The organism is Streptomyces sp. H27-D2 (assembly GCF_035828615.1).
GTDB lineage: Bacteria > Actinomycetota > Actinomycetes > Streptomycetales > Streptomycetaceae > Streptomyces.
This window is the reverse complement of sequence record NZ_JAYMZR010000088.1, coordinates 1-23,721: the sequence shown is the minus strand read 5'-3', so window position 1 is coordinate 23,721 and position 23,721 is coordinate 1. Positions and strand designations below refer to the sequence as shown.

At 70.1% G+C, this 23,721-nt stretch carries 18 protein-coding genes; 5 read left to right on the top strand and 13 right to left on the bottom strand.

What is annotated here, in order from left to right; genetic code table 11:
* Positions 1 to 142: 142 nt before the first annotated feature.
* From QMK28_RS26910 to QMK28_RS26860, 11 genes are all read right to left on the bottom strand, one after another.
* Complete coding sequence (locus tag QMK28_RS26910; RefSeq protein ID WP_326442187.1) at positions 143 to 1,342, bottom strand: sensor histidine kinase; 1,200 nt, start codon at positions 1,340 to 1,342, stop codon at positions 143 to 145.
* Positions 1,323 to 1,976: a response regulator transcription factor gene (locus tag QMK28_RS26905; RefSeq protein WP_326442186.1), complete on the bottom strand. Its 654-nt coding sequence runs from the start codon at positions 1,974 to 1,976 to the stop codon at positions 1,323 to 1,325. The genes QMK28_RS26910 and QMK28_RS26905 overlap by 20 nt, the downstream gene beginning before the upstream one ends.
* A 333-nt stretch (positions 1,977 to 2,309) precedes the next feature.
* Positions 2,310 to 4,652, bottom strand: coding sequence for an aminotransferase class I/II-fold pyridoxal phosphate-dependent enzyme (locus QMK28_RS26900; RefSeq protein ID WP_326442185.1), 2,343 nt, complete (start codon positions 4,650 to 4,652; stop codon positions 2,310 to 2,312).
* Between the two features lie 160 nt (positions 4,653 to 4,812).
* Positions 4,813 to 7,890 (bottom strand): helix-turn-helix transcriptional regulator, encoded by a 3,078-nt coding sequence (locus QMK28_RS26895; protein WP_326442184.1) that lies wholly within the window; start codon positions 7,888 to 7,890, stop codon positions 4,813 to 4,815.
* Between the two features lie 1,010 nt (positions 7,891 to 8,900).
* Positions 8,901 to 9,944, bottom strand: coding sequence for a ParB/RepB/Spo0J family partition protein (locus QMK28_RS26890; protein ID WP_326442183.1), 1,044 nt, complete (start codon positions 9,942 to 9,944; stop codon positions 8,901 to 8,903).
* A 407-nt stretch (positions 9,945 to 10,351) separates the two neighbouring features.
* Positions 10,352 to 11,233: an SDR family oxidoreductase gene (locus QMK28_RS26885; protein ID WP_326442182.1), complete on the bottom strand. Its 882-nt coding sequence runs from the start codon at positions 11,231 to 11,233 to the stop codon at positions 10,352 to 10,354.
* 2 nt (positions 11,234 to 11,235) lie between these two features.
* On the bottom strand, positions 11,236 to 12,156 hold the full coding sequence (locus tag QMK28_RS26880) for an enoyl-CoA hydratase-related protein (protein ID WP_326442181.1): 921 nt from the start codon (positions 12,154 to 12,156) through the stop codon (positions 11,236 to 11,238).
* Positions 12,157 to 12,171: 15 nt separating this feature from the next.
* A complete protein-coding gene (locus QMK28_RS26875; protein WP_326442180.1) occupies positions 12,172 to 13,653 on the bottom strand; it encodes a carotenoid oxygenase family protein in 1,482 nt (493 codons plus the stop codon).
* Positions 13,643 to 14,881, bottom strand: a complete 1,239-nt coding sequence (locus QMK28_RS26870; RefSeq protein WP_326442179.1) for an acetyl-CoA acetyltransferase — start codon at positions 14,879 to 14,881, stop codon at positions 13,643 to 13,645. Before QMK28_RS26870 ends, QMK28_RS26875 begins: the two co-directional genes overlap by 11 nt.
* A 166-nt stretch (positions 14,882 to 15,047) precedes the next feature.
* Complete coding sequence (locus QMK28_RS26865) at positions 15,048 to 15,425, bottom strand: hypothetical protein (RefSeq protein WP_326442178.1); 378 nt, start codon at positions 15,423 to 15,425, stop codon at positions 15,048 to 15,050.
* Between the two features lie 13 nt (positions 15,426 to 15,438).
* Complete coding sequence (locus QMK28_RS26860) at positions 15,439 to 15,873, bottom strand: copper-binding protein (protein ID WP_326442177.1); 435 nt, start codon at positions 15,871 to 15,873, stop codon at positions 15,439 to 15,441.
* 212 nt (positions 15,874 to 16,085) lie between these two features.
* Between QMK28_RS26860 and QMK28_RS26855 the strand changes: the two genes are divergently transcribed.
* A complete protein-coding gene (locus tag QMK28_RS26855; protein ID WP_326442176.1) occupies positions 16,086 to 16,664 on the top strand; it encodes an RNA polymerase sigma factor in 579 nt (192 codons plus the stop codon).
* On the top strand, positions 16,661 to 17,350 hold the full coding sequence (locus QMK28_RS26850; protein ID WP_326442175.1) for a hypothetical protein: 690 nt from the start codon (positions 16,661 to 16,663) through the stop codon (positions 17,348 to 17,350). The genes QMK28_RS26855 and QMK28_RS26850 overlap by 4 nt, the downstream gene beginning before the upstream one ends.
* Before the next feature lie 54 nt (positions 17,351 to 17,404).
* On the opposite strand, the gene QMK28_RS26845 is transcribed toward QMK28_RS26850, so the two are convergent.
* Complete coding sequence (locus tag QMK28_RS26845; protein ID WP_326442174.1) at positions 17,405 to 17,794, bottom strand: arsenate reductase family protein; 390 nt, start codon at positions 17,792 to 17,794, stop codon at positions 17,405 to 17,407.
* A 351-nt stretch (positions 17,795 to 18,145) separates the two neighbouring features.
* Here QMK28_RS26845 and QMK28_RS26840 point away from each other — a divergent pair, with 351 nt between their 5' ends.
* From QMK28_RS26840 to QMK28_RS26830, 3 genes are all read left to right on the top strand, one after another.
* Positions 18,146 to 18,844 (top strand): dihydrofolate reductase family protein, encoded by a 699-nt coding sequence (locus QMK28_RS26840; protein WP_326442173.1) that lies wholly within the window; start codon positions 18,146 to 18,148, stop codon positions 18,842 to 18,844.
* 653 nt (positions 18,845 to 19,497) lie between these two features.
* On the top strand, positions 19,498 to 21,585 hold the full coding sequence (locus QMK28_RS26835) for a bifunctional polysaccharide deacetylase/glycosyltransferase family 2 protein (protein WP_326442172.1): 2,088 nt from the start codon (positions 19,498 to 19,500) through the stop codon (positions 21,583 to 21,585).
* Positions 21,586 to 21,602: 17 nt separating this feature from the next.
* Entirely contained in the window at positions 21,603 to 22,916 is a 1,314-nt protein-coding gene (locus QMK28_RS26830) for an LCP family glycopolymer transferase (protein ID WP_326442171.1), read from the top strand.
* Positions 22,917 to 23,026: 110 nt separating this feature from the next.
* On the opposite strand, the gene QMK28_RS26825 is transcribed toward QMK28_RS26830, so the two are convergent.
* On the bottom strand, positions 23,027 to 23,524 hold the full coding sequence (locus QMK28_RS26825) for a winged helix-turn-helix transcriptional regulator (protein ID WP_326442170.1): 498 nt from the start codon (positions 23,522 to 23,524) through the stop codon (positions 23,027 to 23,029).
* Between the last annotated feature and the right edge of the window lie 197 nt (positions 23,525 to 23,721).

Here is a 23,721-nt window from a genome sequence, read left to right as displayed (position 1 = left end):
AGCGCCCTCGCGTTTCGACCTCTTCGACCCCTTTAGCCTCTTCGGCCTCTGCCGGCGTCCGGCCTGATGGTCACAAGCATCGCACTGATCGCGGGATTTCGGACGATGATGCGAACCTAACGTCCCGGTCCACGGCCCGACTTCAGTGACCATGCCCGTGCCCTGGCTGGTGCCCGTGCTGGTGCGGGAAGGCGACGGTGACGGTGAGCCCGCCCTCCCGGCCGGGGACAGCGGTGATCCTGGCGTCGTGCGCCGTGGCGATGGCCGCGACGATGGACAGCCCCAGGCCGTGGCCGTCGGGCGACCCGACACGGGATTCCAGCCGTTGGAAGGGCTGGAACAGCACCGGGATCCTGTCGGGTGGGATCTGCGGTCCGCTATTGGCGACATACAGCGCGGGCCGGCCCGTATCCATGCCGGTGGCGACCCGGATCCAGCCACCGGGATGGGTGTACCGCAGGGCGTTCTCGATCAGGTTGGTCGCCAGCCGCTCGACGAGTCCGGCGTCGCCGTAGGTGTGGGCGGGACCGAGCGCGGTCTCGATCCGCAGGCCGTTCGCCGGGGTATCGGGGCAGCGCTCGCGCACCACATCGGCGGTGACCTCGCAGAGGTCCAGCGGCTCACGCCGTTGCAGGCCGCGCTCACTGCTCGCGAGGGTCAGCAGCGCCTCGATCAGCCGCTCCTGGCTCTCCCCCGCCGCCAGCACGCGCTCGCACACAGCGCGCAGCGACTGCACGTCGGGGGCGGGCGCCGACAACTCGACCTCGATCATGGCGCGTTGCAGCGTGAGCGGAGTACGCAATTCGTGCGAGGCGTTGGCGACGAAGCGTTTCTGCACGTCGAACGCCGCGTCGAGCCGTGCGAGGAGCCCGTCGAAGGTGTCGCCGAGATCCTTCAGTTCGTCCGCCGAGCCGGACACCGCGAGCCGCTCGTGCAGATTCCGCTCCGAGATGCGGCGGGCCTTGTCGGCCATCATGCTCACGGGCCGGAGCACCCGCCCGGCCATCAGCCAGCCCAGCGCTACGGACACGGCGGTCATCACGCCGAGTGCGATACCGGACTCCGTCAGCAGCGCCTGCAGTTCCGCTTCGTGCTGCTGCGACACGAGATGCTCGATGTCGGGGATGATCTCGCCGCCGTTCGACGTCGACGGATCGCCGGTGACGTCCTGCGTGGCGGTGACCTTGGTCTGCTTGGAGACAGGACTGCGGGCCACCAGGATGTAGGTGAATCCCAGCAACACCGCCCCGGAGATCAGGAACAGCAGACCGTAGAGCAGGGTCAGGCGCAGCCGGGCCGACCAGCGGACCAGCGGTCGGCGCTCAGATGCGGTATCCGGCATGCGGCACCGTTTCGATGACGGGTGGATCACCGAGCTTACGGCGCAGCCGGCTGACGGTGACCTTGACCGTGTTGGTGAAGGGGTCGGCGGCCTGGTCCCAGGCCCGTTCCAGTAGCTCCTCCGCGGAGACGACCGCGCCTCCGGCTGCCAGCAGCAGTTCGAGCACGGCCATCTCCTTCGGTGACAGATCCAGTTGCTGCCCGCCGCGGCGCGCGACGCGCTGGGCCGGGATCACCGAGATGTCGCCGTGGGTGAGAACGGGAGGCACGGCGGGCTGGGTACGTCTGGCCAGCGCCCGTACGCGCGCGATCAGTTCGGCGAACGCGAACGGCTTCGGCAAGTAGTCGTCCGCGCCGAGGCTCAGGCCGTCGACGCGGTCCTCGATGGTGGACGAGGCGGTGAGCATCAGCACGCGGGAGCGACCGCCCTGCCTGGTCAGCGCCCGGCACACCTCGTCCCCGTGCAGCCGGGGCAGGTCGCGGTCGAGGACGATGACGTCGTAGTCGTGCACGGTGGCCTCCCGCAACGCCTCTTCGCCGTCGAAGGCGAGGTCGACGGCCATGCCGTCCCGCCGCAGTCCGGTGGCAATGGTCTCGGCCAGTTCCCTGTGGTCCTCAACAATCAGCACACGCATGGGTCCACTCTTCCCGGGAGGGGATAACACCGGCGTAACAAGACCCGTTCCCGCGGTGTGACCACCGAACCCGTAGAACTCTCATCCATGTCCGCCACCACATACGTGTCCACCACCGCGTACACGTCCACCACCACGTGCGGACTCGGCCTCACCCGCACAGTATCCGGGGCGCGGCCGGCTATCGCCTGCGTCCTGCCGGCCGGCGGGGACGGCGGCCTCGTACGGTCCGCGAAGCGGTGGAACGGACTTCGGCGGTGTCAGCCGTAGGCCGCGAGGCCCGGCTGGGGCTTGGGCTGGGGAAAATCGATTCCGGAGGTTCCGGGTTCTCCTTCACGACGCCGCGCTCTCCGCTTCGATGAAGCGTGCGAGCCGCGCGGTGCCCTCCTCGATTTCCGCGGGTGTCAGGTAACTCGTGGACAGCCGGATGCCGTGGTGGCCTCCGCCCTGCGGATAGAAGTAATTCATCGGCGTCCAGATAACACCGAATTCCTGTGCGGACCGGGTCAGCGCCGCGCCGTCCACGGGGAAGGGGACGTTCACGGCGAGGAAGAAGCCGCCGGTGGGCTCGTTCCACCGCACGCCCAGCGCCGCCCTGCGGTCGGCCGGCAGGTGCCGGTCCAGGTTCCGGAGTGTGGCCTGCATGGAGTCGCCGTAGTAGGCGGCTGCCACGCTGTTGAGCTCCGAGATCCGCCCGTCGCACGCCAGGAGCGCGCCGGCCACGGCGGCCTGGCTGAGCGACGACGTGTTCACCGTCACCATGCTCTTGATCTTGGCGAGTTCGTCCGCCAGGAGGCTGGTCCGGCCGGAGTCGTCACTGACGAGCTGGTCGGCGACGACGAAGCCGACGCGAGCGCCGGGGAAGAGCGTCTTGGCGAAGGAGCCGAGGTGGACGACGCTGCGTGCGCGGTCCAGGGATTTGAGGGTCGGCAACGGCGTGCCGGGGCTCACCATCCGGTAGGGGCTGTCTTCGAGGATGAGGATGTCATGGCGGGCGGCGAGCTCCAGGAGCGCGGCGCGAGCCTGCGGACTCATCGTGGCCCCGGACGGGTTGGAGTGGTCGGGGATCACGTAGAAGGCGCGGGGGCGTCGCCCGCGAGCCTGCTCCCGCCTGATCGCCGCTTCGAGGTCGGCGACGTGGAATCCGTCCTCCCGTTCGTCGACGGCGGTCACCTCGATGTCGAACAGCCGGGCCGCGCCAGTGATCCCCACATAGCAGGGACTGACGGCCAGGAGTACGTCGTCGGGGCCGGTGATGAGGGCGCGGAGCACCAAGAGCATGGCCTCCTGGGCGCCGACGGTCACCACGATGGACTCGGGCGGTACGTCGATGTTCTCGTCGACGCGCAGCGAGTCCGCGATGATCTCGCGGATCTGGCCGGCGGCGGGGCCGTACTGGTACATGGCGGTGCGGATCGCCTGGGGTGAACTGCCCTGCTCCGTCAGGTGGTTCAGGTAGTGACGGATGTGGGTGATGATCTGCTCGGTGTCGAAGAACCCGTCGTACGGGCGGCCTGGCGCGAAGGAGATCGCGTCGGGGTAGCGGTGTGTGACCTCGTTGAGGAAGTTCATCGTGTCCAGGACCGGATCCGAGACGCTGGCGTGCAGGTCACTCTTGCGCAGAGCCGGAGCGGCTTCGGACGGCGGCGCGCTCGTCGCCGGGTGGCCGCTGCGCAGCAGTTCGTCGCCGGCGTCCGCGACGGACCCGGTCCCGGTGAACGCCAGTGCCGTCCGAAGTTCCTGGGCGAGGCCGTCCAGCACCTCGGCGACCCCTTCCCGCGCGCCCACCAGCAGACCGTCCAGGACCGGCCGCTCCAGCAGCACCGCGTCGGCTCCGCAGGCGAGCGCCGCCAGGACGTCGGCACCGCGACGGACGCCGCCGCCCAGCAGCACGGGGACGCGGCCGGCGACGGCCGCGGCGATCGACGGCAGCGTCCTCAGGTCCTCGGCCACGATCCCGCCGGCGCCGGCTTCGGGGGCGCGCACCCCGGCGGCGACCGTGCGCACGCCCGCGACAACCCGCGGCTGGGCGGTGAGCGAGATCAGCCACGCGAGGTCGGGCCACTCCCCGGCGGCGGCGAGCAGCGCCCCGACGTCGGCGAACGGGCCGTAGCCACCGAGGTCCGCGAGCGCGCCTGCCGCGCGGGGCAGCCGGATCGGGTCGTCCTCGGCGAGATTGACCGGTACGGCGCCCGGGCCGAGCCGGACATGGCGTTGGGGCCCCAGGGTGAGCACCAGGGCCCCGAATCCGGCGTCCGCCGCGCTCCCGGCGAGGCGTCGGGCCGTGGAGCGGTCCCGGAAGGAGTGGGTCCGCAGCCACAGCGGGCCCTCGGCTGCCGAGGCGAGCTCCGCGAAGCTCCGTCCGGTGAACGCGCTCACGACGACCGGGAGTCCGGCCGCTCCCGCTGCCCGGACGACGGCGAGTTCGCCTTCGGGCCGGACCAGACCCGCGAGCGGCCCCACGAGCAGCGGCGCCGACCAGGTGCGGTCGAGGATCTTGGTCGCGGTCTCGGGCGGTCCGGGGTTCCCGGAGCCGCCCGGCCGCAGCCCGACCCGGTCGAACGCCTCCCGGTTGCCCGACCAGGCGCGTTCTTCGGCCGTCAGGAACGCCGACAGAGCGGAATCCATGCCGTCCCGCGCGAGGCGCGCATAGTCGTCGACGCTCAGTCCGGCCATGGTTTCCCCCATGCAACACCAGCCAATTGCGGGCCTGCGAGTCAATTGCGGAGTCTTTATTTCCGACCGTCAGGATCACATGGGTACTGGGGTGCCGACAATGTCGTCCAACCGGCCGAATCGGTCACTTGGACGTGCCATCGAAAACTGTTTCTTTTTATCACCCATTCGGTAAGCATGGAATGTCGGTGAAGGCCCTGAGTTCCGCCGGCAGGCCGGAACGACTGCTGACCTTTAACTTGCGGTAAATCTTGGTCAGATGCTGCTCGACCGTACTCACCGTGATGAAAAGCTCGCCGGCGATCCTACGATTGGTGCAGCCCGCGGCGGCGAGCGCCCCGACCCTGAGTTCGGCATCGGTGAGTTCGGCCAGTACGCGGTTGCTTTCGCTCTCCTCGGCGACGGGCCCGTCGCCGATGTCGAGCGATTCCGGGGCGTGGCGGCCGGGCGACGGGATCTTCCGGGCGAGCGTCGGCATCGGCCGGTCGAGCGGTGTGCCCGGCCCGTCGAGCGCCTCTGCCAAGTCACTCCGGGCACACTTCAGTTCCAGCTGGTCGTCGCAGGCCGCGAGGATCCGTACCGCCTCGCGGAGCAGCGCGGTACCCCTGGCCCGGGAGCGTCCGTCGCCCAGGCGGGACAGCCGATCCTCGATGAGCCTCCGCGCCTGGCCGACGTATCCCATGGCCAGGAACGCCTCGGCCGCGTCGTTGCGCCAGTCCGCGAGCTCCGACCGGTCGAGGCGCCATTTCACCATCAGGTCGCCGCACGACTGGAAGTCCGCGAGCGCCGTGTGCGGCCGTCCCACGGCAAGGTGATAGCGGCCGAGCGCCCGGAGGTAGGGCAGCGCGAAGGGCGTCTCGAACATGATCGGCGGGACCGGGAGGCAGAGGTAGGACATCGCGGCGTCGAACTCACCCAGTTCGGTCGCCGCGCGGACCGCCAGGGCCAGCGGAAGGCCGACCATCACACCCCAGGCCGAGGGGGTGACGATCTCCAACGCGGTACGCGCGGCCTCCCCGGCCGTCACCGCATCGTCCCTGCGCAGGGACGCCACCGACCGGATCGTCTCCAACACCGCGCGCGGCATGGGCAGTCGCCGGATCCACGGTTCCTGGAGCAACCGCTCGGACCAGAGCACCGCCTCGTCCAGCCGGGACGTCTGGATCAGATGGATCAGCGCGAACAGCCTCGCGGCGAGCGTGCTGCCCGCGTGGAAGCCGTGCAGTACCTGGTCCGCCCCTTGGAGGTCCTCGCCGTCGCCGGACAGGCTCGCCGACAGGTTGAGGAAGATCAGGGCGGACACCGGCCCTGACACGATCGACGGGTGGCTGAGCGCGTCGCCGATCTCGTCGGCCGTTTCCTCAGCGGCCCCGCCGGCCCTGGCCTCCCGCGCCAGACCGGGGTAGCACAACGACAGCCATAACCGGGCGGTCGCGATGCCTGACGGTTCGGTGCGCCTCGCCGTGTCGCCGGGGTCCCGGCCCGCTCCGGTCTCCATCGCCCTCAGCAGCGAGTCGGCCTGGGTGAACTCGCCCCGCCAGATCAGCTGCTTGACCGGGACCATGGCGCCGTCGCCGGTGAGCACGCCGGCGCGCACCGCGTGACTCAGTTGGTGCAGATGCCGGGTCGCCTTGGCCGGGTCGATGAGCCATTGGGCTTCGGCGAGTTCCGCGGTGACCTGCGCTTCCTGCGCCGCGTCCGCGCAGAGGCCCGAGGCGTGACGGAGGTATTCGACGGATGTGGCGATGTCGCCCGAGTCCGTGGCGTCGCGGGCCGCCTCGCGCAGGATGCCGACCCGCCACTCGGCCTTGACGCAGTCGTGGGCGGCCATGATCTGCTCGGCCACCGCCACCGCGGAGGCCCCGCTCTCGTGCAGCAGTTCGGCGGCCCGGCCGTGCAGGGCACAGAGGTCCCCAGCCGGGATGTCGGTGAGCACCGCCAGCTGCGCCCGGTCGTGCCGGAACCGGTCGGCCGCCAGCAGGCCGGCGGCGTTGAGGTCGGTGAGGCTGCGGCGCACCGACCTCGCGTCGCCCCCGAGAAAGTCGCTGACCAGCGACGGCGAGGCGGACTCTCCGAGTACGGCCGAGGCACGGGCCGCGTCGAGCATCGACGGTTCGCACCGGTGGAGACAGCGCAGGACGGCGTGGCGGAAGGACTCACCGGGAACCGGCTCACCCGACGTCGCACTGTCCTGCCTCAGGTAGTCCTCGATCAGGGCGCGCAGCAGCAGCGGGTTGCCCCCGCTCGTCCGAGCCCATGGATCGGGGTCCTTCACCGCCGGATCATCGCCCAGACGTTCGGTCAGCTGCTCGCCGACTCCGGTCCCGGAAAGCGGCGCCAGCCCGATCCGGTGGCAGTACGGCAGATGCAACGTCTCCGCGTGGAGCGTCGCGAGCTCCCGCTCATGGCAGGAACTCTCGGTCAGCACGATCACCACGGCCGACGAATCGATTCGGCGGATCAGATAGCGCAGGCACTGGAGCGAAGGTTCGTCCGCGAAGTGCACGTCATCGACACTGATGACGAGCGGGCCCCCGGCGAACTCGCAGACGGTCCGGCTGATGCGTTGCAGCAGGCCGAGCGGGACCCGCGGGGCCCCTTGCGGATCGCCGGCCGATGCCGTGACCCCGGCGTCCTCGGCGGCGAGCGGGGCGGCGTCCACCCCGGCCGCGCGCATCGCGGTCATCAACTGGTCGATCAGGCCGAAAGGATGGAGCCGCTCACTCGCTGCGGCCGTTACCGACAGGAACAATCCCCCCTGCTCCATGACCCGCTCGGCGAACCCCTGGACCAAGGCCGTCTTCCCGCATCCAACGGGGCCGTTCGCGAGGACGACGGCGCCTTTGCCGCGAACACACCCCGCGTACAACCGGTTGAGCAGCTGAAGTTCTTTGTTTCTTTCACTGAGCTTCACAGATACCCCCGTACCTTCTGCCTGTGCTTTGCTGATCACGTCTCCGGTGTCATGCCGCTTCTTCCGACAGCGGCGCCAGTTGTTCGGTGAGGTTGGGATGAGGTCGGCCGGTCGGACGCGAGACCTCCCGGCTGCTGAAGGGCAGGGCGCAGGCGGTGCCCGGCTGGCACCGCGCTGGGCCCGAGGGCGCGACTCGGGGACCCTGCCCGGGCACGGAATCGCCGGCGCGCCGTCTGCCCTGCGAAAAGTCCACCGCCGCGACCTGCGGGGTTGCCGCGGCGCGGGGCCAAGGACTACGAGTTCGCCACCGACAGGCCCTGGCATGGTTCCGCCAAGTGATCGTCGAGTGGTTTTTTCCGCTGGTCCACGAGTCCCTGTCCGGCGTCGGCCGACTGCCGCACCGGACGGGCTTCAACTCCGCGGGCCCCCGCGTGCGGGGCCGCCGAGCTTGACCCGGCCACGATCACGGAGCGGCTGGGCACTCCATGTCCGGAGATCGATGAAAGGGGATCCCAGGGTCTTGGTTCCGCCTCCGGGACGAAGGCGGAACCTCGCCGCCGACCGGGCAGGCCCCGACGCTGACCGTGGCCGGGGAACACCGGCCGAACGTGTCCAGGGCTGCGCCGGCCCGCTATGGCCCGACCGCGGACCGCGACTGACCGACCGTCCACTACCTGCCCGCGTACGCCCCTGACCTCATCCCTGCCCAACAGGTCTGGTCCCACCTCAAGCGCACCGCCCTCGCCAATCTCGCCGCCTTCACCCTTGAGGAGCTGACCCGCGCTGTTCGAACTCGACTCCGCCGCATCCAGCACCGACCGGCGCTGCCGGCCGAATTCCTCACCCACACCGGACTCGAAATCCACCCAACACCAACCTGATCAGCCAACCTCAGTGCGCACGCTCCGGCGCCAGAGGATTCAACTCCGCACTTTCGCCGCGCAGACTGTCCAACAGGTGAGAACAGAAGAGCAAAACGCTTCCGTCCTGCAGGTATTGGACTTATGGGGTAGACCGTTACGTTGCATGGAGAGAAGCGCACCTCAGTACAGGGTAGCGAGTCCCCCCGTCAAACGTGGACCCTTTTCAGCCACCTGTGAATTCTTTCCAGCCACCTGAAGATGGATCAAAACAGCGCCTCTTGAATACGGGACCAATTGCCGACGGGCCGCGATCGAGCGGAATGAGGGATTCACGGACAGGAGAGCGCTCGAACTGTTGCCCGATGAACTCCGGGACGCCCTCGGGCTGTTGGACTACGGCAGCGTCTACGACAGCATGGGGTCCTCCCGCCGTTCGGCGGGAGGACCCCATGTCGTTGTGGAAGGATGTCCTCAGCTTATCTGCGCCATGTCTTCCTTGACGCGCACGGCGAATTCCGACCAGATATCGGCGAACTGCCTGGCGAGGTCGGCGACAATGTCGCTGCAGTGCGGCGGGACGTTGTTGATGATCGCGTCCCACTCCTCCTTCCGGAGCGTGTGCAACGCCAGCAGACGCAACAGATTGCGTCCGGTCTCGGTGAAGCGGAGCGCCGGGTCCGCCTTCAGCCGTTTGATGAGCGCGGCATGGTCGGGAGGCGGCCCTCCCCGGGGCCGGCCGGACGGCTGGGCACGCCCGAGGCCGCCGAACTCCTTGCGCCTGACCACGGCATCGCCTCCGCCAGCCGTCCCGCCTCCCGCGACTCCCGCGACCGTCGGCTTCTTCTTGCGCTGATTCGGCAGCAGATCCTCGCCGTTGCGCAGCCGGTTGCGTACGTCTCGTACCGTTTCGGGAGAGATACGGGCGACACGGGCAACCTGACGCAGCGACAGGTCCGGTCGCTCGCTGAGCAGTTCGCCCGCGAGCATGCGCCCCATACTCCCGTCCAGCGGCCGGAGCCTGCCGTCCTGACCGACCCGCCCGGTCTCCGGCTCCGGTCCCCGGACGATCCGCTTACGGATGTCGCCCACGGTTCCCGGGGAGATGCCGGTGACCGCGGCCACCCTGCGGTCGGACCACTGCGGGTGCGACGCGATGATGCGCTCGGAGGCACGTTTGCGGTCCGCCAGCGCCAAGGGCAGACCGTGCGTGACGTTGAGCTTGACGGCGAGCACGAAGGCCTCGGCCTCGTCACCGTCGAAGAACCTGACCGCGATGGTGCCCTCGCCGCGCAGCCTGGCCGCTTTCAAGCGGTGAAAACCGTCGATGACCCTCATGGTCGCCCGATGCACGGTGATGGGAGGAAGCCGGGTCTGCGCCGCCGCCAGCATCTGCACATGCTCGGTCCGCTCACCGGAAAGCCGCGGCGAGCCGACGAGACTCAGTGAACTGAGCTCGACTTCCACCACGGGCTGCTGATTGATTTCCTCTTCCCCGTAGGTGATTCCCCAGTTCATCACGAACTCGCGGTCCCGGCGTCAGAAGCTCTGGAACCCAAGAACTTTTCCAAGACCTTTTCTGGACCGATGTGGTCTCCCCCGATAACCCTGCAGCACTTCGGATCGAATGGTACGAACCAGCCCGTCACCAATGCCCTCGACTCCCCCCGGGACGATTTGGAGCAGAACCTTCACCGGCGGAATGTTCTTCCGCTTCCGCCGGATGAGAAAACCAGATGAGAAAAATTAACATTCGCCCCCTGAGGGGCATAACCCCTGCCTGCCCCTTGTCCGCCCACCCCCTACGGCCCCTACCCCTACTGTCTCGTGATCTTGTTTATGCCGGTTCGGGTGTGTCGTGCGCCTGCCGGCGTGAGTGCGTCACGAGAAGCCGGCGGCCGTGCGCCCCGGCGTGCCCGCGCGGGTCAGGGTTCGAAGGGACCGCGGCCCATCTGTTCGCGGACGGCCACCACCGGCGGGTTCACCAGCGTGCGGCGCTGCCAGTTGGCCCCGTCCACGACCAGGGTGTGACCGGAGATGAACCGGGCGTAGGGGGAGGCCAGGAAGGTCGCCGCCCAGCCGAGCTCCCGCCGCCGGCCCACCCGCAGCGCGGGCTGGCAGGCGTCCTTGTCGTGGGCGCCCGCCAGGTTGCCCTGGATGTCCGCGGTCATGTCCTCGTGCGGGAAGAGCCCGGGCACCAGGGCGTTGACCTGGATGCCGTACGGGCCCCACTCCACGGCCAGGGACTCGGTGAGGCTCTTCACCCCCGCCTTCGCCGCCGCCGAGTGCGCGAAGCCGGGGCCTCCGGTCCAGGCGTAGGAGGCGCCGATGTTGATGATGGAGGCCGCGGTGCCGGCCTCCAGGTGTCTGCGGCCGAACTCCCGGGCGCAGTAGAAGGTGCCGTTGAGCGTGATGTCCACGACCGTGCGCCAGGCATTGGGGGACATGTCCTCGGCGGGAACCGGGAAGTTCGCCGCGGCATTGTTGACCAGTACCGCGGGCAGCAGCCCGAAGGCGTCCCGCGCCTGGTCGAACGCGGCGGCGACCGACTCCGGGTCGCGTATGTCGCAGCCGACCGTGTGCACCGGCGCTCCGAGCCTCTCCAACTCCAGGCGGCCGGCCTCCAGATGCTCCGGCTTGCGGCTGGCGATCGCCACGGCGGCGCCGAGCCGGGCGAACTCCGCCGCGATGGCCTTGCCGAGGCCCGTGCCGCCCCCGGTGACGAAGACGGCCGTGCCCTGGTAGGTGCCGGGCGCGAGTGCGCCCGCCCCGGGCGGCGGCGGCTCGGGAAGGCCCTTGGGCACCATCGTCAGCTCCCCGTGTAGTAGTCGCCGGCGCGTCCCTCGGTCCGGGCCGCCCTGAACTCGGCGTAGTCGTCGCTCTTGTTGAGGAACGTCTGGAAGACCATCTCGTCCGCCATGGAGGCGCGGACCTCCGGCAGGGACAGATGCCGGATGTTCTCCCGCACCAGTTTCACGGCGACCTTGGGCGCCGCGGCGATCTGCTCCGCGGCCTCCCGGACCACGTCGTCGAGCTGATCGGCCGGGACGACACGGGAGACCACGCCGTGCGCCAGCGCCTCCCCGGCATTCATCACCCGGCAGGTCAGGACCAGGTCGCTCACCACGCCGGGGCCGCACATCTGGTGCAGCACGGCCACCCCGCCGGTGTCCGGGATGACGCCGTGGCCGAGCTCCGGGAGCCGGAAGCGGGTCCCTTCCGCGGCGATCCGGACATCGCACAACAGGGCCCGCTGGAACGAGCCGCCCATCACCCAGCCCTTGCAGGCGACGAGCACCGGAGCGTCGAGCTCCCACAGCTGCTGGATGCCGCGATGCCCGCGGCGCATGAGCTCGTGGTGCGTTCGCTCCGTGCTGAGCGTGCCGATCGATCCGACGTCCCGCCCGGAGGAGAAGGACGCGCCCTCGCCGCGCCAGATCACCGCCCGTACATCGCAGCGGCCGCGCGGCGTCAGCCGGTACTCGTACCGCACCGGGCGCTGCTGGTACGCGTCGCGCGCCAGCAGCCCCGCGTCGGTCAGCCGGGTGAGCCTGGCGCTCAGTACGGCGTGCGAGATCGGCAGTCGCTCGCGCCAGTCCTGGTACCGGCGGGTGCCTTGCAGCGCGTACCGGAGGATGAGCAGCGTCCACTCGTCGCCCAGCAGGCCCAGTGCCTCCGCGATCGCGTTCTGCCCGCCGGGCGGCAGTCGAGTCGGTGCGGCGGCGTCCACTCGGGTCCCTCCGCGCTACAGGATGCTCGTCCCGTCGTACCAGCCCGGCAGCGAGGAGCCGGCCGCCCAGGTCGCGTGGGTGCCGCTGGAGATCCGTTCCGGCAGCCGCACCCGGGCGATCGGCCCCTCGGTGAGGCGTGCGGCGTCGAAGACGAGGCACTCGGAACGATCGGCGTTCATGTCGGTCGTCAGCGTAACAAGGTAGCCGTCGTCCTCCCCGGTCGCGCCGGGGCGCGGGGCCATCGCGGTCTCGCTGCCGTACACGCCCTCGGGCAGGGCGTACCGCTCCTCGCGCCCGGTGCGCAGGTCGTGCTTGACGATGCCGTCGAAGAGGAACCAGCCGGGCCGCTGGGTGGCGGCGTAGGCGTACCGGTACGGGCGTCCGCCGATGTTCGGGTTGACCGTCCCGAACTCGGTGAACCGCTCGCTGAGCGTCTCCTCCTTCACCTGCCCGGTCACCAGGTTCAGCCGCCAGCGGTGCAGTCGCGTCTGCATCTTCTCCAGCGCCAGAAAGCGGAACATCCGCTGGTAGACGCCCTCGCCGCGCGGGTCGGCCGGCTCGGGGCAGCTCTGGTGGAAGCCGTCGAGGACGATCTCGTCGCCGTCCTCGTAGGCGTTGGTGAAGTGCAGCACGTACGTCGGGTCGGCCTCGAACCAGCGGACCTCGGTGCCGTACCGGGGGACGACCCCGAAGCGGCTCGGCAGGTCGGGGTGGAAGCGGGAGGCGTACTTGCCCCGGGCGATCAGGGCAGGGTCCCAGAAGAGCGGGAAGTCGTTGAGGATCGCGTAGTTGCCCGTGAAGGCCATGTCGTGCGGCAGCCGCGGGCCGGGCAGCGGCACGTCGGTGAGGTGTTTGAGGCGGTTGTCGGGGCCGACCACTCCGTAGCGCAGATACGGCGCCTCGGTGGCGTAGCTGAAGAAGAGCAGTTCGCCCGTCCGGTCGTCGACCTTGGTGTGCGCGGAGACGCCCCAGTCGGGCGCCCAGGGCGATTTTCCGATGGTCTCCAGGGTGAGCGGGTCCAGCCGGTAGAGGTCTCCGCACTGCCAGAAGCTGCTCAGCGCCTGCCCGGCGTGGACGACGATGTCGGTGCTGGACGCGTCCTTCATACGAGTGCGCGCGCCCCAGCCGTCCGCGCGCAGCGACAGCCCGGGCCGCTCGGCGATGCCCGCCCAGAGGGCCTTGCCCGCCTCCTGTTCCGCGGTGAAGCCGTCGGTGCGCACGAAGCGGTTGCGGTAGAAGGCCTTTCCGTCCCGGAAGCCCACCACATGGATCATGCCGTCGCCGTCGAAGGGGTGGTACAGCGAGATCGCGGGGTGCACGGGGTTCTCGGTGTTGCGCAGGTAGACGCCCTCCAGGTCGGCCGGGATCTCACCGGTCACCTCCAGCTCGTCCGCCCGCCACTCGGTGGTCTGCGGCCGCCAGGGGCCGGTGCGGTACGGGTGGTCGTCGTCCTCCGGCAGAGTCGACAGGGCGCGCCCCACGATCTCAACGTCCATGGGTGTCCTCCCCTTCCACGACGAAGCCGACCGTGGTGGTCGTGCTCCCGCCGATATTGAGTGTGGCGAAACGCTGTGCTCCCTCGACCTGGAAGCCGCCGGCCCGGCCGGTGACCTGCCGGCTCGCGTCGAGCAGCATCCGTACCCCGGTGGCGCCCACCGGGTGGCCGCCGCCGATCAGTCCGCCGCTCGGATTGACCGGGATGCGGCCGCCGATCTCCAGGTCGCCGTTCTCGACGGCCTGCCAGCTCTGTCCGGGTGCGGTGATGCCGCAGTGGTCGATCGCCATGTACTCGGACATCGCGAAGCAGTCGTGCGTCTCCAGCCCGTCGACCTCGTCGACGCCGCCGATTCCGGCGCGGCCGAAGGCGTCCAGCACCGTCTGCCGCACATGGGGAAGGACGTACGGGTCGTCGGCGCTGCGGTCGGTCTTCTGCTTCAGGGACAGTCCGGCCGTGCGGTGCCCCCAGCCCGCGATCCTGGCGGTCCGCCGCCCGGCGCGGCCGGCGGGCCGGCGTCCGTCGAGCCAGCGGTCCGAGACGAGGACGACGCCCGCGCCGCCGTCCGTCATCTGGCTGCACTCCTGGCGCCGCACGCGGCCCTCGACAACCGGATTGGCCTCGTCGTCGGCGGTGAAGCTCGCCTCGGTGAGTTTCCAGTCGCGGGTCTGGGCCTTGGGATTGGCGCGCCCGTTGCGGTAGTTCAGCTCGGCGACGGCCCGCAGGTGGGCGTCGTCCAGGCCGTAGCGCGCCGCGTACTCGTCGGCCAGCGCGGAGAACATGTACGGCCACATGAAGGTCGCGTCCCGGCCCTCGTGGCCGGTCCAGGCCGCCGCGCCCAGATGGCGGGCCGCCTCCGCACCCGGCACCGTCTTCTCCAGTTCCACGCCGATCACGAGCGCGCAGTCGTAGCGACCCGCCTCCAGATCGGCCATCGCGGAGAGCACCGCGATCCCGCCGGAGGCACAGGCCGCCTCATGACGGGAGGCAGGCACGCCCCACAGCCGGTCCTGCACGGTCGCGGGCATGCCGCCGAGTTGGCCCTGACCGGTGAAGAGCTGGCCGAAGGCGTTGCCGACGTGGATGACGCCGATGTCCTCGGGCTCCAGGCGCGCGTCCTGGAGCGTGCCGTCGACCACGTCCCCTACGAGATCGGAGAACTCCAGTCCGGCCCGTGCCCAGTTGCGGGCGAAATCCGTCTGATGGCCGCCCAGTACCCATGTGTTCATTCGCCACCTCCGCCGCGATGCTACAACTAACAGAGTCACTCGAGAAGGGACCGCGATGGACGACGTCCACGTGCTGGACTACGTACGCACCCCACGGGGCGGCGCGGACGCCGGACGGCAGCCGGGGAGAAGCGGCCGGCTGCGCGCGGCGTCCGATCAGCTGCCGCTACCTCGCCGCACGGCTCCGGCGAGCGACCAGGGCCAGCGCCGTCAGGACGACGACCGCCGCCGACTCGACCACGATGGTGGGCCGCACCAGTTCCGCGTCGAGGGACTCCTCGAAACCGAAGAGCCCGGAGGTGAGGCTGATGACCAGCCCGGCCAGGGTGCCGGCCGTGAAGAGCGCGCCGAGGGCGGCCGGCGCGCCGAGGTACCGGGTGGGGGCGGCCAGCAGCGCCAGCGCCAGCAGGCCGCCGCCGATGGCGTTGAGCAGGAAGAGCACGCCGATGGTGGCCAGGTCCTGGTAGCCGGCCTCCCAGAGGTGGAGGTGGATCGCGGCCATCGCCGCGGTCAGACCGGCACCGGCCAGTCGCAGAGCGATCACGGCGCCCGCACCCTCAGTAGCCATTGCTCTTCGGCGGGTTCTCGTTCACCGGCCCGCCGGCACCACCCACGGTGATATTGGTCTTCATCCCCTGGTCCTTGTGCCCGTCGACCGGGCAGTAGATCTTGTAACTGCCGGACTTCAGGGTCACCTTGAGCTGCCCGCTCTCCCCTGGAGCGAGAGTCTGGGAGCGGTGCTCTCCGCCGGGGCCTTCGATCTCCAGCGCGTGATCGTGCTGGCCGCTGTTCTTGGCGACGAACGTGTAGGCGCCCGTCTTGAACGTCTTCTGCGACAGCGCGATGTGGAAGTCGGTCAGCTTCGCGGTCACCTGGGTCACTCCCGGTTCGGCGCTCCGGTCCGGGGGTGTGGTGTCCGACGAGCCGCCTCCGCCGCCCCCACAGGCCGCGAGCCCGCCCGCCAGCGCTCCGGCTGCCAACCCCAGCGCCACGCGACTCCGCGTGCGTGTCCTTGTCATGGCTCAGCCCTCCGCAACAGTTCCGTCGCTTGGAATACCGTCCATAGGAATACGGATGAACCGCGCCGAGGGATTGGCCGGCCGGGCCACGGATGACGCGGGGCGTACGGAGGAGGAGAATAGGGAGAGTGTTTTCCGGTGGATCCGGAGCAATCCCTTCGGGCAGGCCGACCGTATCCAGTGATATGCAGAGAATGGGCCTCCCGCTCGGACGCGCGCCGGACGAAGCACTGCTGTCAGGCCTGACGACGGGCGATCCCGAGATCGCCGTCGCGTTCGTGCGCCGCTTCCAGCGCATGGTGTTCGGCGTCGCCATCGCCGTCGTCAGCGATCCCCAGCTGGCCGAGGACATCGCGCAGCAGACATTCGAGCGGGCGTGGCGGCACGCCCAGATCTACGATTCCCGCCGCGGGTCGGTGAAGACCTGGCTGCGGACCATCGCGCACAATCTGGCGATCGACGCGGTCCGAGCGCGCAGAGCCAGCCCCGTCGCCCCCGAAGACCTGGACGCGCTCCTCGACATCGTGACCGAAACCCCCGAGCAGCAGGCCCTCGCCGCCGAGACCTCGGCCGGGATCCGGGCCGCCGTGGCGGACCTGCCCCGGGAACAGGCCCGCGCCCTGGTGATGGCGGGGATCTACGGGATGACCGCGCAGCAGATCGCCGAGTTCGAGCAGATTCCGCTGGGCACGGCGAAGACCCGGATCAGGACGGCGATGCGCAAACTGCGGACGACCCTGGGGGCCGAGGAGATCCGACGATGAACGACATGACCTGCGATCGGCTGCGGGAGCTCGACGCCGAGCTGGCGCTGGGCATTCTCCCGGCCGAGGAGCGGGCCCGTGCGGTCGCACACCTGGACCGCTGTCCCGGCTGCCGGGAGCACATCGAGCAGCTGACCCTGGTCGGCGACGGCCTGCTCGGCCTGCTCCCGGGCACCGAGCCGCCGGTCGGCTTCGAGACCCGGGTCACCGACCGGCTGAATCAGTCCCGACCGGCACGACGCCGGCACCGGCTGCTGCGTCCGCGAGTCGCGGCCGCGTCGGCTGCCCTGGCGATCGCCTTCGGCTTCGGCGGATGGGCCGTCGGCGCAGCTGTCGACGACGCCCCCGCGCCCTCCGCGCCGACGGCGGTCCGGGCGAACGCCGACCTCGCGCAGGCGGCCCTCGTCGCGGACGGCCACGAGGTGGGACGGATATTCGCCCACCCCGGTTCGCCGGGCTGGGTCTATATGTCCGTCGACCTGGAGGGAGCCGACGGGACCGTCCGCTGCCGGCTCGAACGTACTGACGGCACCACGGTTTCCGTCGGCTCCTTCACGCTCAAGGGCGGCTACGGCTACTGGGGCGCCCCGGCCGACGTGAACCCCGCGACGGTGTCCGGCGCCAGGCTGCTCGCCGCCGACGGCTCCGTCCTGGCCACCGCGCACTTCCCGCCGCACAACCGCTAGCGCCGCTGCCATGAGTCTTGACCGGCGGTCAGTGTCCGAGGGCGAGCCATGACGTTACGGCGCCGGCCGCTGCTTCCCTCCCGGCGCGGCGGGCAGGACCGAGCGGACAGCTTCCTGGCTGCGGGCGACGACTGCGGTGCCGTCGTCCGCGGTGATGATCGGCCGCTGGATCAGGGCGGGGTGCTGGGCCAGCGCCTCGATCCACCGGTTGCGGGTGGTCGCGTCCCGGGCCCAGGAGGTGAGGCCCAGTTCGGCCGCGGCCGGTTCACCGGTGCGGGCGATGTCCCAGGGCTCCAGGGAGAGCCGCTCCAGCAACTCCTGAAGTTCGGCCGTGCTGGGTGGGTCGTCCAGATAGCGCCGCACGGTGTACTGGGCACCCTCCGCGTCGAGGACGGAGAGCGCCGAACTGCACTTTGAGCAGGCCGGGTTGATCCAGATTTCCATAGCACCGGTCTCTCTGATGTCAGCGGACGGGGCCAACGCCGCCGGGCCGCCGGTCCGCCGGTCGTCACGACGGACACGCTACTCAACGGGCGGCCCCCGTGCGCGCGAGGCGGCCGGCGGGCGAGTGCCGACCACGCGGAGGAGCGCAGTCCAGGTGGCTGGGAGCGTTGCGCGGTCTGCGGAACCACGATCTGTGGCCCGCCACCAGCCGCCCACCGCGCCTCGCTCACGCACCCGCGCGGCAGGACGACTCCGCTCGGAAATCCAATGCTCGCAATCCACAATCACCGCGCATGCCGATAGCGCCAGTGATTGTAAAGTGCGTGCAATTGCACCTGGAAGAGGAGCGTCATGCCACAGCTGCGCGTGCACGGATTCACGATTTCGCTGGACGGCTTCGGGGCAGGGGTGAACCAGCGCCGGGACGCGCCTTTCGGCGATGGTGTGGAGGGGCTGCACGACTGGATGTTCGCGACTCGGACGGCTCGGGCGGCGCACGGGCTCGACGGCGGCGAGGAGGGGCTCGACGACGATTTCGTCGCCCGGGGCGAGACCGGAATCGGCGCGACGATCATCGGCCGCAATATGTTCGGCCCGATCCGGGGGCCGTGGGAGGACCACGCGTGGACCGGGTGGTGGGGCGACAATCCCCCGTTCCACCACGACGTCTTCGTGCTGACCCACCACCTTCGGCCGTCGTTCGGCCTGGAGGGCGGCACGACCTTCCACTTCGTGGACGACGGCCCGGAGGCTGTCCTGCGGCGGGCGTTCGAGGCGGCGGACGGCCAGGACGTGCGGCTCGGCGGCGGGGCCGCGACCATCCAGCAGTTCCTGCGCGCCGGACTGGTCGACGAGATGCACGTGGTGATCGCGCCGATCATGATCGGTGCCGGTGAGCGCCTGTTCGACAACCTCGACGGTGCGCTGGAGCGTTACGAGTGTGTCGAAATGGTGAGTTCGAAGGCCGTCACGCACGCCCGTCTCACACGGCGCGCGGCCGCCACCGACCTGGCCGGTCCGGCCGGCCGGGCCCGGCCGGGCCCGAAATGAGGGGCCGCGACGTTCCGGTGCGCACCCCGCGGCAGGCCCGTCCGACGACCGCACGGGATTCCGATCCGGCACCACGCGAGGCCAACGGGACGCCTGAATAAACGTGTTGGCGAGTGAGAGACATCACTGCCGGCCAGACGCCTTGTCTCATCCCGTGGCCTTTTTCCGTTATCAGCCGCGCCATCCAGGATTCATTTGGCCAATCCTTTCTGTCGCTTAACACAGGACTACTACACTCACGCCCCATGCGAAACGCCAGTCACATCAGCCGCCCGGCCGAACAGGGAAATTGTCCTGTATTTGTTGACAACTCTGGTCGGCGCAGACGGCTCCTGGGACATGTGGCGTTGACCGTCGGATGCACATGCACCGGATATCTGGTGCTCCTCGTCGTGGTGTTCGGCGGGCTCATACAGCCGACCGGACATCCTGCGCCCGGGAAGGCCGATCTGCTCCCGGCCGGCACCGCTCGCCACGAGCCCGGCGCCCCCGGAGGCCCTCGCCCGCCGGCCCGCTCCGCCGCCCCCGAGGCCGCCGCGTTCCTCCGCCACCAGCCACCGCGGGTCCCCACCGACACCGTCACCGCCCCGAGAGATCTCGTCGGCCAGTGAGCACGTGGCATGTCTCCTCGACAGAAAGGCCCCATCGTGGCAATGGCAGGGCAGCGGCGGCACGCATTACACCGCCCCCCACGCTGGCACTGGTTACTGCTGTTACTCATCCTGCCCGTCGTCGCCAGTTCACTGCTCTTCGAGGGCTGGACCACCCACGAGGTCGACGGCGCCCGGACGAAGCGCGCGTGCACGAGCCCCATACCGAAGTCCGCGGACAACGGGGACCCGGTGCTGCACGTCACCGGCGGCAAGGTCGAGACCGCGTCGATACCAGCCCGTACGGCCGTGCTCACCTTCGACGGCGGGCCGGACCCCGTGTGGACGCCGCGCCTGCTGGACCTGCTGCGCGAGCACCACGCGCAGGCCACCTTCTTCCTCTACGGAACCCAGGCCGCCCGCTACCCGGCGCTGGTGCGGCGGATCCGCGACGAGGGCCACGAGATCGGCTCGTACACCTACACCGGTGGTGATCTGGGCACCGCGTCGCCCACCCGCTCCCGGCTGGAACTCTCGCTCACCCAGACCGCCCTGGCGGGTGCCGCGGACATCAACACCCGGCTGCTGCGCCTCCCGCACACGACCGCCGCCGACACGATGTGCGGCCCGGAGTGGTCGGCCGCGCGGCGCGCCGCCGACCAGGGGTACCTCCTCGTCGCGGCCACGCACCGTTCCCGTAAGCCGTCGCAGGGCGTGGTGCGGCAGTACAGCAACACCGGCCTCGGGTACGACGAGGCGAAGAAGCTGCTCGGCAACCGGAACGTCGACCGGTTCACCACGGTCACCGGCGGACTCGGGCAGCCCTCGCTCAGCACGTCGGCCTCCTCGGCCGAGCGCGTGCAGGGCTGGGGGCTGATCTGGACGCAGGCCATCGGACACGCGTTCGCACGCAGCATGACCTGGGCGTTGGGCATCGCGGGCGTCCTGGGAATGCTCCGGCTGGTGCTGGTCGCGCTCCTGGCCCGTGTTCATGTGCGCCGCCGGCACCAGCCCGGCGCGCCGCGGCAGCGCGAGGTGACCGAGCCGGTGACCGTGCTGGTGCCGGCGTACAACGAAGAGGCGGGCATCGCGGCCACGGTGCACTCGCTTCTCGCCTCCACACACCCGCACCTGCAAATCGTCGTCATCGACGACGGGTCGACGGACGGCACCGCGGACATCGTCAGCCGCATCAGCGACCCGAGGGTCACGGTGGTGCGGCGGCCCAACTCCGGTAAGCCCGGCGCGCTGAGCGCCGGGCTGGACTACGCGCGTTGCCCCATCGTGGTCATGATCGACGCGGACACCGTCTTCGAGCCGGACGCGCTGTACCGGCTCATCCAGCCCCTCGCCGACCCGACGGTCGGCGCCGTCAGCGGGAACACCAAGGTCGGCAACCGCCGCCGTCTACTGGGAAGATGGCAGCACCTGGAGTACGTTCTCGGGTTCAATCTGGACCGGCGCATGTTCGAGGTGCTGGAGTGCATGCCGACCGTTCCCGGCGCCATCGGCGCCTTCCGCCGGGACGCGCTCAAGGCCATCGGCGGCGTCAGCGACGACACCCTCGCCGAGGACACCGACCTCACGATGGCGCTGTGGCGGGCGGGCTGGCGAGTCGTCTACGAGGAGACGGCGGTCGCTTGGACCGAAGTGCCCGGCACACTGCGCCAGTTGTGGCGGCAGCGCTATCGCTGGTGCTACGGAACGCTCCAGGCCATGTGGAAGCACCGCCACGCCCTGGTGGAAGCCGGCTCCGCCGGGCGCTTCGGCCGCCGCGCGCTGACCTACCTCGCCCTGTTCCAAGTCGTCCTGCCGCTGTTCGCCCCGGTGGTCGACGTCTTCGCCCTGTACGGCGTGTGCTTCGGCGACACCGGGCAGGCGCTCGGGGTCTGGCTCGGCTTCCTTGCCATCCAGCTGGTCACCGCCGGATACGCGCTGCGGCTGGACCACGAGAAGCTCCGTGCGCTGTGGGCGTTGCCGCTCCAGCTGTTCGTCTACCGGCAGCTGCTGTACCTCGTGGTCATCCAGTCCGTGGTCACCGCCCTGCTCGGCAGCCCCCTGAAGTGGCACCGCATGCACCGCTCCGGCACGGCCGACCAGCATCTGCTCAACGAGCCCGTCCCGTCCCCGAGCAGCCTGTCGTCGAAGTGACCGAGGAGAGTTGGACCATGAAGGACGCGCTGGACCGGTCGCCCGAGCGTGACGCATCCGCAGCAGGCCAGGGCGGCGATGTCGCGGAGCCGATGCGCGTAACGGGGCCGCTCTGGCACGAGGACCCCAGCCCGTCACAGCCCCCGACGCCGCGGGACACGCCCCCGTACGGCTACGTCCCGGAGCCCCCGCACGGCTACGTCCCGGAGCCCCCGCACGGCTACGTCCCGGAAACGGAAACAGCCGTCCCCTCGCGCCGGCAACCCGGCAGCCGCGGCGAGTACGGCGGCTACGGCATCGCCGTCCGCCGCGGCCCACGGCACCGGGTCTCGCGCCCCAAGCGAAGGCGGGCACTGCGCCGGACCGCGCTCACCCTGCTCGTCACGCTGCTGGCCATCCCCACCGGCACCTTCCTGTGGGCCGACATCAAGCTCAACAGACAGGTCGACCTCGGCGCGTCAGGAGCCCGTCACCCGGCGGGCGAGGGCACCAACTACCTCATCGTCGGCTCCGACAGCCGCGCCGGCCTCACCGACGAGGAGAAACGGGAGCTGCACACCGGCTCGGCCGCCGGCCGCCGCACCGACTCGATGATCCTGCTGCACACCGGCTCGGTCGGCACCACGATGGTGAGCCTGCCGCGTGACTCGTGGGTGACCATCCCGGGCTTCACCAACCCCCGCACCGGCAAGCACACCGGCCCGGCGAAGAACAAGCTGAACGCGGCGTTCGCGCTGGGCGGCGCGAAGATGCTCGTCCGCACCGTCGAGCGCAACACCGGCCTCAAGATCGACCACAATGTGGAGGTCGGCTTCGCGGGGGTGGTGAACCTCGTCAACGCCGTCGGAGGTGTCCCCATGTGCCTCGACAGGGACATCAAAGACAAGAAGTCGGGCGCCGACCTCAAGAAGGGCTGCCAGACCCTCGACGGCACCGCGGCCCTCGCGTTCGTCCGCCAGCGCCACCAGGAAGCCCGCGGCGACCTGGGCCGCAGCCGGAATCAGCAGAAGTTCCTGTCCGCCCTCGCCCGCGAGGCCGCCACACCGGGCACCGTGCTCAACCCCTTCGACCTCTACCCGGCCCTGAACGCCGGGCTGAACACGCTCATCGTCGACCGGCAGACAGGGCTGCGCGATCTCACCTCGATGTTCGAGGCGATCCACGGCGTCACGGGCGGGCAGGGCAAGCAGATCAACGTTCCAGTGGCCAATCCCGGCCTCCGCACCTCCAAGGGCAGCGCCGCACTGTGGAACGAGGCGCAGGCGGGCAAGCTCTTCAGCGAGCTGAGGAACGACCGGCCGGTGACCCTCCCGCCGAAGTCGGCCCGGTAGGGGGCGCCTTGGCCGACGTACGGCTATGCACGGCTCTGTAGGCGCAGCCCCGCATCCCATGACAGGGCGACGCCCACGCGAGCCGACCGCTCTCCCCCACGGCTCCGGAGTCAGGGAGCGAATCTCCGCTGGACGTCCTCGCGCTCGGCAAGGCGGGGCGGGTATCCCGGGCCCAGGCGCACCGAGGTCTCCAAGGACCGGATCCGCTCGCCGCAGGAGCCGCACAGGGCGTCGGGCTCGGTGTCGTGACCGCAGCGGTCGTGGTGCAGGATGACCGGCACGCCCGCCTCGTCGGCCAGCCAGCGGTCGCCCCACCGCATCATCGCGACCAGGACGGGGAAGAAGTCCTCGCCCTTCTCGGTCAGGACGTAGTCGTAGCGCGGCGGGTCCGACTGGTACTCCCGCTTCGTGAGAAGCCCCTCTTCGACGAGTCGGCGCAGCCGGTCGGACAGTGTCGTGCGCGCGATGCCCAGGCCCTGCTGGAACTCGTCGAAGCGACGGATGCCGTAGAACGCCTCGCGGAGCACCAGCGGGGTCCACCAGTCGCCGAGCAGGTCCATGGTCCGGGCGACCGTACACGGCCAGTCTGCGAACGACGTGCGTCTCATATCGGGAGTGTAGGCGCGGTCCACAGCCTCACCGCCGGCTGCCTCGAACGCCTGGCAGGGATTCCTGGAAGGGTGTGTATCCGTTGAGGGTGTCTCGTTGGGGTGATTCGCAGGGTTTTGGAATGTGATCGTGAGGGCTGGCTTCTACCGTCGCCGGTGACGAGCTCGCCGAGGTGTGCGGGCGCTGAGGCGAGGGC